Below are 14,581 nucleotides of genomic sequence, written 5' to 3'. Positions count from 1 at the left end.
CTTTACCGGACGATCAGACGTCCGATAATAGGAATGCGGCGAAGCTCATCTTTTTTAATTAAACCGAATGCGAGCAGGAGGATGATATAGATGCCTGCACTCATCGCAATCCATCCGGCGACATTCACAGCCTCGGACGCTCCAAAGCTTACATATTGTTTGATGGCGGAGCTGATGAATCCGGAAATCACAATAACAGCAAAACTGAGTGCGTACTCCTTGATTTTAATACTGATCGGCAGTACCTTGCTTACTGTTGCCGCGTGCAAAAGCGTGACGAGCACCATACCTGTCACAATGGCTAATGCTGCGCCCATAATGCCGAGAGACGGTCTGGTGGCAAGGGCGAAAATAAGGCCTGTTTTGACAAGCGCTCCGATTAAGCTGTTCATCATCGCAGCCCCGGCTAAATTAAGCGCCTGCAGCACTGCTTGAAGAGGGCCTTGGAAATAATAAAGCAGAAAAAACGGGGCCATCACTTTTATAAATACAGCAGCGCCTGAGGACCCATACATCACCCTCATCAGCTCATCCGCAAATACGAATAAAATGACAACTGATATGCCTCCGCTAAGCAGGCAGAGCCGCATGGCTTGTTCCAAGCGGTATTCCACCACCTGCAATTTTTTCTGCTCCATTCCTTCACTGATCGCAGGAACAAGCGCGGTCGACAAAGAATATGTAATAAAGCTGGGCAGAGTCAGCAGCGTCATGGCAAAGCCCGTCAGTTCGCCGTATTGCTTTGTTGCGGCAACTGTCGCCACGCCGGCAATGGCAAGGCTTTGGGCGACGACAATCGGCTCAAAAAACCAAGAAAGGTTTCCGATAAAACGGCTTCCGGTCGTTGGAAGGGATACGCTCATTAACTGGGAAAAAGTTTGTTTTCCGTTTTTTATTGACTGGAAAAAGTGCTTTCTGATTTTAATTGTCTTTTTATACTTAAAGCAAATGAATAAATAAAGGAGTGACGCCAGTTCCCCTGCGACTGAGGAGATCATTGCCCCCGCTGCAGCATATTCAATTCCGTAAGGGAGAAAAATCGTCGTGCATACGGCGACAAGTGAAATCCGGACGACCTGTTCAAGGACTTGAGACACGGCAAGCGGGTTCATATTCTGTTTTCCTTGAAAGTAACCCCTCAGCACACTCGATATAGCGATAATCGGTACAACTGGCGTAATGGCCAGAAGCGGGTACAATGTTCTCTTATCTGTCAGCATCGTTTCAGCCATAACCGGGGCGAAAAACAGAAACAGCGGTGTAAAGATCAGGCTGAGCACTCCTGTGATGGTCAGAGACATGACTAAAATATTTTTCGTTTTTTGATGATCGCCGCGCGCGCTGGCTTCAGCTACAAGCTTGCTGATCGCCACCGGCAGACCGAATTGAGTTAATGTAGTGGCTAAGAAAAAGGTAGGCGCCGCCATCATGTAAAGCCCGACTCCTTCTTCACCGATAAAACGGGCGATAACCACCCGGTTGACAAACCCGAGCATTCTTGTAACCATTCCTGCTGCGATAAGGATAAGAGTGCCCTTTAAAAACGTCTGTTTCGCCATTTTTACCCCCTGCCTTCTCAAACTACCTGTAATCATATACAATAAAGATATGCGTATATATCGTCCAAGCATGACAAGTCTTCTTGAAAAACAATAAAAAGGAGCGTGGAATTCATGGAGAAGCATCCCGCCGATCTATATAAAGACCACGTCAGGCCGTTTCTTTACAGCAAACTGGAAGAGTTTAAGATTCTCGGGTATGATGATGTTGAACTCGAAAGTTTGTGGTCATACTTAACAGGTAAGAAGTGGAAAAAGAAAACGGAACTGCACATTTATGAGATGACGAGCGATATTTTATCAGTGAAAATTGGCGAATTTATGAACTATGCAACCGTTGAGTCATTTAAAACGTCTAATTGGCTGGGAAGTGAAGAAGGCCAGGAAGCATTGGAAGAACTGCTGAGATAGCAGGTTGATTCGCACAGGTTTAAGGGAGGATATACATAATGAAAAAAGGACGCTTGATTGCGTTTTTCCTTTTCGTTTTATTGATCGGCACGGGTTTGGGCTACTTTACGAAGCCTGCCGCTAACAATATTACGTTAGGATTGGATTTGCAAGGCGGATTTGAGGTGCTGTATGATGTACAGCCCGTAAAAAAAGGTGACAAAATCACAAAAGACGTTCTGGTCAGCACAGTAGAGGCGCTGAACCGCAGGGCCAACGTTCTCGGTGTCAGCGAACCGAACATCCAAATTGAAGGAAATAACCGGATTCGCGTTCAGCTCGCTGGGGTGACAAACCAAAACAGAGCGCGTGAAATCTTGGCGACTGAAGCCCAGCTTTCTTTCAGAGATACGAATGACAAAGAATTGCTGAATGGCTCTGACCTCGTCGAAAACGGGGCCAAACAAACATATGATGCCAAAACAAATGAACCGATTGTCAGTATTAAACTGAAAGATGCTGATAAATTCGGTGAAGTGACCAAAAAGGTCATGAAAATGGCGCCAAATAACCAGCTTGTCATTTGGATGGATTACGAAAAAGGGGACTCCTTTAAAAAAGAAGTTCAAAAAGAGCATCCTAAATATGTATCCGCTCCAAATGTAAGTCAGGAATTAAACACAACAGACGTTACAATTGAAGGACAATTTACTGTTCAAGAAGCGAAAGATTTAGCCAGCATTTTAAACGCCGGCGCGCTTCCTGTGAAACTGACTGAAAAATATTCGACATCAGTAGGCGCACAATTCGGCCAGCAGGCGCTCCATGATACGGTGTTTGCCGGTATTGTCGGTATTGCAATTATTTTCTTATTTATGCTTTTCTATTACCGCCTGCCGGGATTAATCGCCGTGATTACGCTATCAGTTTATATCTACATTACACTCCAGATTTTTGACTGGATGAATGCTGTACTTACACTTCCGGGAATTGCCGCTCTCATTTTAGGTGTCGGGATGGCTGTTGACGCCAACATCATCACCTATGAGCGGATTAAAGAAGAGCTCAAGCTAGGAAAGTCAGTCCGCTCTGCCTTCCGTTCAGGAAACAGACGGTCATTTGCGACGATTTTTGACGCGAATATTACAACGATTATTGCAGCAGTTGTGCTCTTTATCTTCGGGACAAGCTCTGTTAAAGGGTTTGCGACGATGCTGATTCTGTCGATTTTGACAAGCTTTATCACTGCCGTTTTCTTATCGAGATTTCTTCTCGCTCTCCTTGTGGAAAGCAGATGGCTTGATCGGAAAAAAGGCTGGTTCGGCGTCAACAAGAAGCATATCATGGATATTCAGGATACGGACGAAAGTACAGAGCCGCATACACCGTTCCAAAAATGGGATTTCACGAGCAAACGCAAATATTTCTTTATTTTCTCCAGTGCGGTCACGATAGCCGGGATTATTATCCTGCTTGTGTTCAAGCTGAATCTTGGCATTGACTTTGCAAGCGGTGCACGTATTGAAGTGCAAAGCGACCATAAGCTGACGACAGAGCAGGTGGAGAAGGATTTTCAATCTCTGGGCATGGAACCTGATACTGTAGTTCTGTCAGGCGAAAAGAGCAATATCGGTGTTGCCCGTTTTGTTGGAGTGCCAGATAAAGAAACCATTGCAAAAGTCAAAACGTATTTCAAAGACAAATACGGATCAGAGCCAAATGTCAGCACAGTTTCACCGACAGTCGGCAAAGAGCTGGCAAGAAATGCGCTGTACGCAGTTGCTATAGCTTCAATTGGCATCATCATTTACGTTTCGATCCGATTCGAATACAAAATGGCGATTGCCGCAATAGCTTCACTGCTTTATGACGCTTTCTTTATCGTCACGTTCTTTAGCATTACAAGGCTTGAGGTAGATGTTACGTTCATCGCGGCCGTCTTGACGATTATCGGGTATTCTATTAACGATACTATCGTTACATTTGACAGGGTTCGCGAGCATATGAAAAAGCGCAAACCGAAAACATTTGCCGACCTGAATCATATTGTAAACCTGAGCCTGCAGCAAACCTTTACACGATCTATTAACACAGTATTAACTGTCGTGATTGTTGTCGTGACATTGCTGATCTTTGGAGCATCTTCTATTACAAACTTCTCAATTGCTTTATTGGTCGGGCTGTTAACAGGCGTTTATTCCTCTCTCTACATTGCTGCACAAATTTGGCTTGCATGGAAAGGAAAAGAACTGAAAAAAGATTCGGCACAATAAAAAAACAGGCTGTCCTTTGCAGGGCAGCCTGCTTTTTTGAAGTTTCATTGAACTTAAAATAGACATTTGCTATAATGACATACGCTTACATTTAAACATATAAATGGTGTTAAGAGTGTTTGTGACAGGTTTTCAGAATGTGGGAGGGTTATATATGAGGGTTCGCGAATCAGAGCTGCCGGGCATAGGGCAAAAAGTTGAAATGATTACTAGAAACCACGATAAAATTTCAATTATTATTCATCATGACGGCCGGAGAGAGCTGTACTATTTTGACGAAAACGATCATGAAGAATGTGTTGCCTCCGTGCAGTTAGATGACGCTGAAGCTAGGCAAATTTCTGCAATTCTCGGCGGAATGGCATATAAACCGAAAGCATTAGAAAGCGTCGAGGCAGCCCTTGGTGATTTGATCATAGAATGGTTTAAAGCAGAGACTGGAGCGCCTGCCATTCATCATACAATTGGTGATTTGGATGCAGGGCAGGAATATCATGTGACTGTCATTGCGATCATTAAGAAGAATCAAGAAAAACAATTAAATCCGGGATCTGAAACAGTCATTGATGAGGGCGATACCCTTGTGATTTCCGGTGAGAGAAACGGACTGAAGAGGCTGATCCGGGAAAAATTAACTGCAAATGAGGCTTGACCTAGCGTCAAGCCATGTTTAAAACCAGTCTTGATAGGGAAAGTTACCTCAATAAGTGAAGTTTGGGGGAAAGAGAATGAATAAACAATGGACCATTATTTTCGCACTTATTTTTACCTTAATTGTCGCTATTTTTGCAGTCATTAATGTCAGATCGGTAGAAGTTGATTACCTGTTTGGCAGATCAGAATGGCCGCTCATTCTTGTCATTTTAGGCTCAGTTTTAATGGGAGCGCTGATCGTGTTTTCTGTTGGGATTTTTCAGGTGATGAAATTAAAGCGCGAAATAAAAGTGCTGCGGAAAGAAAACAAAACTGCGATACATAAACAAGAGGATACTCAACTTGCTGATCAGACCGATACACAGGATGCATCAGCCGTGATTGAGAAAAAAGACTAGTTTTCGAATAATATTTGAAACCCCTCAGCTTGCTCTAGTATAATAGGGTGGTTGAGGGGTGAATTTATGTTAGCGTCAAAAATGCGATGGGAAATCCAGCGACCAGATCAGGATAAGGTCAAATCACTCACAGAACAATTGCATATAACACCTCTTGTTGCGTCCCTGCTTGTAAAAAGAGGCTTTGATACGGCAGAAAGCGCAAAGCTGTTTTTACATACAAAGGATGCCGATTTTTATGACCCTTTTGAAATGAAGGGCATGAAAGAAGCGGCAGAGCGTATAAAACAGGCGATTTCACAACAAGAACAGATTATGATATATGGCGATTATGACGCCGATGGAGTTACCAGTACGTCAGTGATGCTGCACACACTGCAAAAGCTGTCGGCTCAAGTTGATTTTTATATACCTGACCGCTTTAAAGAAGGATATGGCCCTAATGAACAGGCGTTCCGTTCGATTAAAGAACGGGGCTTCTCTCTGATTATTACGGTTGATACAGGAATTGCCGCTGTGCATGAAGCAAAGGTGGCAAAGGAACTTGGGCTGGATGTCATTATAACCGATCACCATGAGCCGGGACCGGAGCTCCCGGATGTTCACGCGATCGTCCACCCGAAGCAGCCGGGCTGCACCTACCCGTTTAAAGAATTGGCCGGGGTCGGAGTCGCGTTTAAGCTTGCTCACGCTTTATTGGGCGAACTTCCAGATGAACTGCTTGACTTGGCGGCAATCGGTACTATTGCCGATCTTGTCCCGCTGCATGACGAAAACAGATTAATTGCAACACTAGGACTTGAAAGGCTTCGGCGGACGACTCGGCTGGGTTTAAAAGAGCTGATCAAGCTGTCAGGCGGGGACATCGGAGAAGCGAACGAAGAAACAGTCGGTTTCCAGCTTGCACCAAGGCTGAATGCCGTCGGAAGAATTGAACAGGCTGATCCCGCTGTTCATTTGCTCATGTCAGAGGATCCGTTTGAAGCGGAAGAGCTTGCCGCTGAAATTGATCAGCTGAACAAAGAACGCCAAAAGATGGTCAGTAAAATGACGGATGAAGCGATTGAAATGGTTGAACAGCAAGGTCTCAATCAAACTGCAATTGTCGTAGCCAAAGCCGGGTGGAATCCGGGAGTCGTCGGGATTGTGGCTTCAAAGCTAGTGGACCGTTTCTACAGACCGGCCATTGTGCTCGGCATTGATGAAGAAAAAGGGATTGCTAAAGGTTCGGCCCGAAGCATCAGGGGCTTTAATTTATTCGAGAGCCTTTCTGAATGCAGAGATATTCTCCCTCATTTCGGCGGCCATCCAATGGCGGCGGGGATGACGCTGAATGCCGAAGATGTGCCGGATTTGCGTAACAGGCTGAATGAAATAGCGAACAACACGCTTACGGAAGAAGATTTTATTCCTGTACAGGAAGTCGATCTTGTCTGCGATGTCGAGGACATTACAGTTGAAAGCATCACAGAGATGAACCAGCTGTCCCCATTTGGCATGCTGAACCCGAAACCGCACGTTCTCGTAGAAAACGCTGTGCTGGAAGATGTTCGCAAGATCGGGGCTAATAAAAATCATGTCAAAATGACGGTCAGAAACGAGTCATCCCAGCTTGATTGCGTCGGTTTTAATAAAGGTGAGCTTGAAGAAGGCATCGTCCCGGGTACAAGAATTTCAATTGTCGGCGAGATGTCAATCAACGAATGGAACAATAGAAAAAAACCGCAGCTTATGATTAAGGATGCCGCTGTTTCTGAATGGCAGCTGTTTGATTTAAGGGGAAAACGGATGTGGGAAGACACAGTTTCCGCCCTTCCATCTGCTAAACGGGCCATTGTCTCTTTCAAAGAAGACTCAACAACACTTCTTCAGACTGAAGACCTTCGCCGCGAAGTGCACGTCATTAGCTCTGTAGATCAAGCGAAGGCGTTTGACCTCGATGGTGCATATATTGTATTACTTGATCCGCCGCCTTCGTTGGACATGCTTGCACGTTTGCTGGAAGGCAAGGCGCCTGAGCGGATATATTTCATTTTTCTCAATCATGAGGACCACTTTTTATCAACATTTCCCGCAAGAGACCACTTTAAATGGTATTATGCGTTCTTGCTGAAAAGAGGCGCTTTTGACGTGAAAAAACACGGTTCAGAGCTTGCAAGACATAAAGGCTGGTCCGTTGAAACAATCAATTTCATGACAAAGGTGTTTTTTGATCTAGGTTTTGTTAAAATAGAGAATGGTGTGCTGTCTGTGGTTAGCGGAGTAAAGAAACGCGACTTAACAGACTCACAAACATATCAGGAGAAACAGCAGCTGATGGAACTGGATCAAAAGCTGAATTATTCTTCTGCTGAAGAGCTGAAGGAATGGCTGAATAAGCTGATGAAACAAGATTCAGAGGCTTATGAAAGTACGAGGAGGACATAAAACAGATGGATTTAAAACAATACGTAACAATTGTACCGGATTACCCGAAAGAGGGCGTGCAATTTAAAGATATTACGACACTGATGGATAAAGGCGATGTATACCGCTATGCCACAGATCAAATTGTTGAATATGCGAAAGAAAAACAAATTGATTTGGTCGTCGGCCCTGAAGCCCGCGGCTTTATTATCGGCTGTCCCGTTGCTTACGCGCTAGGCGTAGGTTTTGCGCCGGTCCGCAAAGAAGGCAAACTGCCACGTGAAGTGATCAAAGTGGATTACGGCTTGGAATACGGAAAAGACGTATTAACGATCCACAAAGATGCCATTCAACCGGGGCAGCGTGTGCTTATTACAGACGACCTGCTTGCGACAGGCGGCACAATTGAAGCCACAATCAAACTTGTTGAAGAGCTTGGCGGCGTTGTTGCTGGTATCGCTTTCTTAATCGAGCTTTCTTACCTTGACGGCAGAGAAAAACTTGATGATTATGACATTTTAACATTAATGAAATACTGAGGATAATCGCATAACGGAAAAAGCACTCCATGTCAGGGTGCTTTTTTCCTATTGTTTTGACATTTATTTTATATAATATTTGGCTATTTGAACTTCTGCTCTTTACATCTTTCGTTTTTTTCTTGATAATAAACTACAATACAGTTTACATTTTAAAAAAGGTGATTCCATGGCGAACGAACAAGTATTGACTGCCGAGCAAGTTATTGATAAAGCGCGCAGCTATCTATCCGATGAGCATATCGCATTTGTCGAAAAAGCATATCTGTACGCTGAAGGTGCTCATCGCGAGCAATACCGCAAATCGGGCGAGCCATATATAATTCATCCGATTCAGGTTGCGGGCATTCTCGTTGATCTTGAAATGGACCCTTCCACGATCGCAGGCGGATTTTTGCACGATGTCGTGGAAGATACAGATGTGACGCTCGATGACCTGAAAGAAGCATTTTCCGAAGAAGTGGCAATGCTTGTGGACGGCGTAACGAAGCTCGGCAAAATTAAATATAAATCTCAAGAGGAACAACAGGCGGAAAATCATCGCAAAATGTTTGTCGCTATGGCTCAAGATATCCGGGTCATACTGATCAAGCTGGCGGATCGTCTTCACAATATGCGGACGCTGAAACATCTTCCTCAGGAAAAACAGCGGAGAATTTCAAATGAAACGCTGGAAATTTTTGCTCCTTTGGCGCATCGTCTCGGGATTTCAAAAATTAAGTGGGAATTGGAAGATACGGCGCTCCGTTATTTGAATCCTCAGCAATATTACAGAATTGTCAACCTCATGAAGAAGAAACGCGCAGAACGTGAGCTTTATGTCGAAGAGGTTGTCAATGAAGTGAAGAAACGTGTCGAAGAAGTGAATATCAAGGCTGACTTCTCGGGACGTCCAAAGCATATTTACAGTATTTATCGAAAAATGGTGCTGCAAAATAAGCAATTCAACGAAATTTACGATTTGCTGGCTGTCCGCATTCTTGTGAATAGCATAAAGGACTGCTACGCGGTGCTCGGCATCATTCACACATGCTGGAAACCGATGCCCGGCAGATTCAAAGATTATATCGCAATGCCGAAGCCGAATATGTATCAATCGCTTCATACAACGGTTATCGGGCCTAAAGGCGATCCGCTTGAAGTGCAGATCCGCACCTTTGAAATGCATGAAATTGCGGAATACGGGGTTGCGGCTCACTGGGCTTATAAAGAAGGGAAAGCGGCCAATGAAGGCGCAACCTTTGAGAAAAAGCTTTCTTGGTTCCGTGAAATTCTAGAATTCCAAAATGAATCAACTGATGCAGAAGAATTTATGGAATCGCTCAAAATCGATTTGTTTTCTGACATGGTGTATGTCTTTACGCCGAAAGGAGATGTAATCGAGCTTCCGTCCGGTTCTGTTCCGATTGATTTTTCTTACCGGATTCACTCTGAAATCGGCAATAAAACAATCGGTGCCAAAGTAAACGGAAAAATGGTAACGCTGGACCATAAGCTTCGGACAGGTGATATCGTTGAAATTCTCACCTCTAAGCATTCCTACGGTCCGAGCCAGGATTGGGTGAAGCTTGCCCAAACATCCCAGGCGAAGCATAAGATCCGTCAATTCTTTAAGAAACAGCGGCGCGAAGAAAATGTCGAAAAAGGCCGTGAACTGGTAGAAAAAGAAATTAAAAATCTGGATTTTGAAGTGAAGGATGTCTTAACGCCGGAGAATATCCAGAAGGTTGCTGACAAGTTTAATTTCTCAAATGAAGAGGATATGTACGCAGCGGTCGGCTACAACGGCATTACAGCCTTGCAGGTGGCAAACCGCCTGACGGAAAAAGAGAGAAAGCAGCGCGACCAGGAAGAACAGGAAAAGATCGTCCAGGAAGTCACTGCGGAATCTAAGCCATACCCGCAAGGAAGAAAACGGGAAGCGGGTGTTCGCGTCAAGGGCATCGACAATCTTCTTGTCCGTTTATCAAAATGCTGCAACCCTGTACCGGGTGACGATATTGTCGGATTTATCACAAAAGGCAGAGGGGTTTCGGTCCATCGTGAAGACTGTCCGAATGTCAAAACGAATGAAGCCCAGGAGCGGCTGATCCCGGTAGAGTGGGAACATGAGTCACAGGTTCAAAAGCGCAAGGAATACAATGTTGAGATAGAGATTCTTGGTTATGACCGCCGCGGATTGCTGAACGAGGTGCTTCAGGCAGTGAATGAAACGAAAACAAATATTTCATCTGTCTCTGGCAAATCGGACCGCAATAAAGTGGCAACCATTCATATGGCGATTTTCATTCAGAATATTAATCACTTGCATAAAGTCGTCGAGCGTATTAAACAGATAAGAGATATCTATTCTGTGCGCCGCGTCATGAACTAGAGGGGTTAAAAAATGAGATTAGTTGTTCAGCGAGTAACAGAAGCAAACGTTACTGTGGATGAAGAGGTTGTCGGTCAAATTGGACAAGGCCTCATGGTGCTGGTCGGCATCACTCACGATGATACAGAAGAGGATGCAGCTTACTTAGCCGATAAAGTTGTTCATCTACGTATTTTTGATGACAGTGAAGGAAAAATGAATCTGTCTCTTTTAGATATAGGAGGAGAGATTTTATCTGTCTCACAGTTTACGCTTTACGGAGATACGAAAAAAGGGCGCCGGCCGAACTACATGAACGCCGCCAAACCTGATAAAGCTTTAGGGCTTTATGAAAAATGGAATGACCTGCTTCGTGAAAAAGGAATCAAGGTGGAGACCGGAACGTTTGGAGCAATGATGGATGTTCAGCTAACAAACTCCGGACCGGTCACGCTCATTATGGATTCAAAATAAAAAAGCTGCCAAGAGGCAGCTTTTTTTATTGGAAATATTTCTCTAATCCGCTTTCAATCCCGTCTGTTACTTTTTCTTGGTATGAATTGCTATGTACAATGGCTTCTTCCTGCGGATGGCTTACATATCCCAGCTCATACAGCATAGCGGGCTGCCTGTTTTCCCTGAGCACAAAATAATCTCCGAATAACACGCCGCGGTCAGGAATGGAAGAACGCTTTACCACTTCAGAGTGTACATCTGATGCCAGTTCCTGATCTTTGGCAGGACTGTAGTAATAAGCAGTGCTGCCTCTTGTGGAAGTATCTGCATAGCTGTCATAGTGAATGCTTATAAAGGCGTCAGCGTTGCGATAGTGAGACGTGGAGACCCGTGACTGTAAACTGACAAAGGTATCATCCTGGCGTGTCACATACACATCTGCTCCAACTGATCTGAGTTTACTGGCGAGCAGCTTTGCCGTCTTGATCGTCAGGTTTTTCTCAAATTTGCCCGAATAGCCGATCGTTCCGCTGTCTTTTCCTCCGTGTCCCGGGTCAACAATAATCGTTTTATTGTTCAGAGAGCCGTTTCCGGACGGGGAATCAGAGACAGGCGGCTCACCTGCTTCTTCTGCGCTTTTAGACGTTTGGACCACCCAATTGGCTACATAAGCAGTCTGCCCGTTATCAAGCTTTATTTCATACCAGCTTCCCTTTGAACCAGTAATGGTATACGAATCGCCTTTGGCAGCACGTTCAACGATCGAAGCTGATGTTGACGCTTCACTTCTTAAATTCGTTCCTCCGTATACGATATAGGCTTTTTTAGCGGTGGATGAACTGCCGGCATTTGCTGAATCTTCAGCTGGATCAGAACTAGTCAAAAGGTAATGACTTGCAACCCAGCCTTTCAGCCCATTCACCTCGATGTGAGCCCAGCCATTTTTCTCGTTGAGAATCGTCAGTTTCATTCCGCGGTCAAGTTTTGTTATAATCGCCGCGTCATGTGAGGCGGAGGCTCTTACATTAAGTGAAGAAACACCGACTGTGCCCGTTGATGCCCCGGAAGATTCGGTTTGATCGCTCTCATCAGCCGCTGAACTGCTTCCGCCTGACGTGACATATTCAGATGACACCCATCCGGTGGCATTTTGATAGGATATCTTGATCCAGCCGGAATCTTTATCAATGACAGATGCTTGGCTGCCTTGAGGGAATTTGCCGATGACTTCGTATGAAGTGCCCGGTCCGGTTCTCATCCGCAGATCGGGGTCTGTTGATGTCACAGTGCTACTGCTTTCTGAAGAACTTGAGCTGGCCTGGTCTTCCTTTGTAATAAGCCAGGAGACCACCCATCCTTTTTCTCCGGAACTAAGCTGTATCTGCACCCAGTCTCCGTCTTCCTTTAAAATCGGGTAGTGCTCTCCCTTTTTCACTTCCGCTGTAATGCCGTAGCTAAGCCCCGGGCCGCTTCTGACGTTCATTTCATCTGTTGCGATGACCGCTTCTCCCTGAGCGGCTGTAACAGATGAAAAAGGCGTGAAAAGCGCCCCGGCGACGATAATACATACAATAAGAACAAAGTATTTCTTGCTCATTGTGTCCTCCTTTCGATGATCATAAAAAAAGCATTCTTGCTTAATATCGTAAAGTCCTTTCTGATTTTTAAATAAAAATAAAATGATTTGTTTATACTAGGCGTAAATAAATCAAAAAGGTGTGCAAATCATGAAATATCATCCAAAAATGGGACGCGCATTTCACGACGGTGAAGCAAATCTGCATTACAGCGATCACGCTGACCCCGATACGACCGGTTATCTTACGGAAACAGCTTCTGAATTTGGTCTTATGTCCAAAGAAGCAGCGATGAGGAAAAACAACCGGAATAAAGCTTGACAGAGAACCCCAATCCCATTATTATAATAGAAATTGAGTACATAGCAAATGATGAATGATTTGAACCAATAATGGAGAAGAGTAGGTCAGATTGCATGGCTAGAGAGGAACCGCCCCGGCTGAAAGCGGATCCCATTGCGTCTTTCTCGAAACAACACTCCGGAGGTTTCCTGCTGAACGCGTTAATCCCGTCATTAGGCAGTGAACGTGAACCTGCGTTAAAGGATCGAGCGGGAATATGAACATATTCCAACTAGGGTGGCACCACGGGTATAACTCTCGTCCCTACTATACATGTATAGTAGGGGCGGGGGTTTTTTTCATTTTCATCATTAACGATAATTGTATATTTTATAAGGAATACATAAGGAGGTCTACATATGGGATATAACATTCCGAGAGGAACACAGGATATTCTGCCTGGAGAATCAGATCGCTGGCAGTTTGTTGAACAAATTATGAGAGACACTTGCCGCACTTATCAATATAAAGAAATCCGCACACCGATTTTTGAGCATACAGAACTGTTTGCCAGAGGTGTAGGGGAGTCAACGGATATCGTACAAAAAGAAATGTATACCTTTCAGGACCGCAAAGGCAGAAGCCTGACGCTTCGTCCAGAGGGAACAGCCGCGGCGGTTCGCGCTTTTAATGAAAACAAGCTATTCGCAAATCCTGTTCAGCCGACAAAGCTTTATTATGTCGGGCCGATGTTCCGTTACGAACGTCCGCAGACGGGCCGCTTCCGCCAGTTCTATCAATTCGGAATTGAAGCGATTGGCTCGAAAGACCCTGCGATCGATGCAGAAGTAATGGCGCTTGCGATGAGTATTTATCAAAAAGCAGGCTTGCAAAATGTTAAGCTTGTTCTAAACAGTCTCGGCGATCAAGAAAGCCGCAAAAGCTACAGAGAAGCGCTCGTGAAACATTTTGAGCCTCGCATCGAAGAGTTTTGTTCAGACTGCCAGTCACGGCTGCACACAAACCCGCTCAGAATCTTGGACTGCAAAAAAGACCGAGATCATGAGCTGATGAAATCGGCACCTTCGATTTTGACCTATTTAAATGAAGAATCAGCCGCTTATTTTGAAAAAGTGAAACAATACTTAAACGACCTTGGCATTTCGTATGAAATCGATCCTAACCTTGTGAGAGGATTGGATTATTACAACCACACCGCATTTGAAATCATGAGCAATGCGGAGGGCTTTGGCGCGATTACGACACTTGCCGGCGGCGGACGCTACGACGGACTTGTCGAACAGATCGGCGGACCTGAAGCGCCGGGCATCGGATTTGCGATGAGCATTGAACGCATGCTTGCCGCAATTGATGCTGAAAAAAGAGAACTGCCTGTTGATCAGGGAATCGACTGCTATATCGTCACACTCGGCGAAAAAGCGAAGGATTATTCTGTTTCATTGGTGTACAAACTGAGAGAAGCAGGCATTTCCAGCGAAATTGATTATGAAAATAAGAAAATGAAAGGCCAGTTTAAAACAGCTGACCGCCTGAATGCCAGATTTATTGCGATTATGGGTGAAGATGAGCTTGCCCAAAATAAAATCAATGTAAAGGATTCACAGACGGGCGAACAGATTGAAGTGGCACTTGATGAATTTATACATGTGATGAAGGCAAACCAAAAGGGATAA

12 protein-coding genes and 1 other annotated feature are annotated in these 14,581 nt (G+C 44.8%); of the genes, 10 read left to right on the top strand and 2 right to left on the bottom strand.

Annotated features, from left to right (window positions below; all coding sequences use genetic code 11):
* Positions 1 to 2: 2 nt before the first annotated feature.
* Positions 3 to 1,559, bottom strand: coding sequence for a stage V sporulation protein B (gene spoVB / locus M1M80_RS14025; protein WP_060399141.1), 1,557 nt, complete (start codon positions 1,557 to 1,559; stop codon positions 3 to 5).
* 114 nt (positions 1,560 to 1,673) lie between these two features.
* Between spoVB and comN the strand changes: the two genes are divergently transcribed.
* The 8 genes from comN to dtd all read left to right on the top strand — a co-directional run bounded on the left by comN (position 1,674) and on the right by dtd (position 11,046).
* Positions 1,674 to 1,970: a post-transcriptional regulator ComN gene (gene comN / locus M1M80_RS14020; protein WP_003222684.1), complete on the top strand. Its 297-nt coding sequence runs from the start codon at positions 1,674 to 1,676 to the stop codon at positions 1,968 to 1,970.
* Positions 1,971 to 2,008: 38 nt separating this feature from the next.
* Positions 2,009 to 4,222: a protein translocase subunit SecDF gene (gene secDF, locus M1M80_RS14015; RefSeq protein ID WP_060399140.1), complete on the top strand. Its 2,214-nt coding sequence runs from the start codon at positions 2,009 to 2,011 to the stop codon at positions 4,220 to 4,222.
* Between the two features lie 154 nt (positions 4,223 to 4,376).
* Positions 4,377 to 4,874, top strand: a complete 498-nt coding sequence (locus M1M80_RS14010) for a cation:proton antiporter regulatory subunit (RefSeq protein WP_003237514.1) — start codon at positions 4,377 to 4,379, stop codon at positions 4,872 to 4,874.
* Positions 4,875 to 4,950: 76 nt separating this feature from the next.
* Positions 4,951 to 5,274, top strand: coding sequence for a LapA family protein (locus M1M80_RS14005; protein ID WP_003237512.1), 324 nt, complete (start codon positions 4,951 to 4,953; stop codon positions 5,272 to 5,274).
* A gap of 66 nt (positions 5,275 to 5,340) precedes the next feature.
* On the top strand, positions 5,341 to 7,701 hold the full coding sequence (gene recJ, locus M1M80_RS14000) for a single-stranded-DNA-specific exonuclease RecJ (RefSeq protein ID WP_060399139.1): 2,361 nt from the start codon (positions 5,341 to 5,343) through the stop codon (positions 7,699 to 7,701).
* Between the two features lie 5 nt (positions 7,702 to 7,706).
* Positions 7,707 to 8,219 carry an adenine phosphoribosyltransferase gene (locus tag M1M80_RS13995; RefSeq protein WP_003237508.1) on the top strand — a complete coding sequence of 171 codons (513 nt, stop codon included), beginning with the start codon at positions 7,707 to 7,709 and terminating at the stop codon, positions 8,217 to 8,219.
* 169 nt (positions 8,220 to 8,388) lie between these two features.
* Entirely contained in the window at positions 8,389 to 10,593 is a 2,205-nt protein-coding gene (gene relA, locus M1M80_RS13990; protein WP_003237506.1) for a GTP diphosphokinase, read from the top strand.
* A gap of 12 nt (positions 10,594 to 10,605) precedes the next feature.
* On the top strand, positions 10,606 to 11,046 hold the full coding sequence (dtd, locus tag M1M80_RS13985; protein ID WP_003237504.1) for a D-aminoacyl-tRNA deacylase: 441 nt from the start codon (positions 10,606 to 10,608) through the stop codon (positions 11,044 to 11,046).
* A 25-nt stretch (positions 11,047 to 11,071) separates the two neighbouring features.
* Here dtd and M1M80_RS13980 read toward each other — a convergent pair whose 3' ends face one another.
* Positions 11,072 to 12,625, bottom strand: coding sequence for an N-acetylmuramoyl-L-alanine amidase family protein (locus tag M1M80_RS13980; protein ID WP_060399138.1), 1,554 nt, complete (start codon positions 12,623 to 12,625; stop codon positions 11,072 to 11,074).
* Positions 12,626 to 12,755: 130 nt separating this feature from the next.
* Here M1M80_RS13980 and M1M80_RS13975 point away from each other — a divergent pair, with 130 nt between their 5' ends.
* Entirely contained in the window at positions 12,756 to 12,926 is a 171-nt protein-coding gene (locus tag M1M80_RS13975) for a YrzK family protein (RefSeq protein ID WP_003237500.1), read from the top strand.
* A gap of 59 nt (positions 12,927 to 12,985) precedes the next feature.
* Positions 12,986 to 13,216 (top strand) — a binding site (T-box leader).
* Positions 13,217 to 13,306: 90 nt separating this feature from the next.
* On the top strand, positions 13,307 to 14,581 hold the full coding sequence (gene hisS / locus M1M80_RS13970) for a histidine--tRNA ligase (RefSeq protein WP_060399137.1): 1,275 nt from the start codon (positions 13,307 to 13,309) through the stop codon (positions 14,579 to 14,581).

It is taken from the genome of Bacillus inaquosorum (genome assembly GCF_023238325.1).
Lineage (GTDB): Bacteria > Bacillota > Bacilli > Bacillales > Bacillaceae > Bacillus > Bacillus inaquosorum.
The sequence above is the reverse complement of the archived record's forward strand: the minus strand, read 5'-3'. Positions and strand labels throughout refer to the sequence as shown.

Bases quoted from the DNA above. Each gene is read 5' to 3' on its own strand.
- spoVB (WP_060399141.1), bottom strand. From the start codon at position 1,559: ATGGCGAAACAGACGTTTTTAAAGGGCACTCTTATCCTTATCGCAGCA.
- comN (WP_003222684.1), top strand. From the start codon at position 1,674: ATGGAGAAGCATCCCGCCGATCTATATAAAGACCACGTCAGGCCGTTT.
- secDF (WP_060399140.1), top strand. From the start codon at position 2,009: ATGAAAAAAGGACGCTTGATTGCGTTTTTCCTTTTCGTTTTATTGATC.
- M1M80_RS14010 (WP_003237514.1), top strand. From the start codon at position 4,377: ATGAGGGTTCGCGAATCAGAGCTGCCGGGCATAGGGCAAAAAGTTGAA.
- M1M80_RS14005 (WP_003237512.1), top strand. From the start codon at position 4,951: ATGAATAAACAATGGACCATTATTTTCGCACTTATTTTTACCTTAATT.
- recJ (WP_060399139.1), top strand. From the start codon at position 5,341: ATGTTAGCGTCAAAAATGCGATGGGAAATCCAGCGACCAGATCAGGAT.
- M1M80_RS13995 (WP_003237508.1), top strand. From the start codon at position 7,707: ATGGATTTAAAACAATACGTAACAATTGTACCGGATTACCCGAAAGAG.
- relA (WP_003237506.1), top strand. From the start codon at position 8,389: ATGGCGAACGAACAAGTATTGACTGCCGAGCAAGTTATTGATAAAGCG.
- dtd (WP_003237504.1), top strand. From the start codon at position 10,606: ATGAGATTAGTTGTTCAGCGAGTAACAGAAGCAAACGTTACTGTGGAT.
- M1M80_RS13980 (WP_060399138.1), bottom strand. From the start codon at position 12,625: ATGAGCAAGAAATACTTTGTTCTTATTGTATGTATTATCGTCGCCGGG.
- M1M80_RS13975 (WP_003237500.1), top strand. From the start codon at position 12,756: ATGAAATATCATCCAAAAATGGGACGCGCATTTCACGACGGTGAAGCA.
- hisS (WP_060399137.1), top strand. From the start codon at position 13,307: ATGGGATATAACATTCCGAGAGGAACACAGGATATTCTGCCTGGAGAA.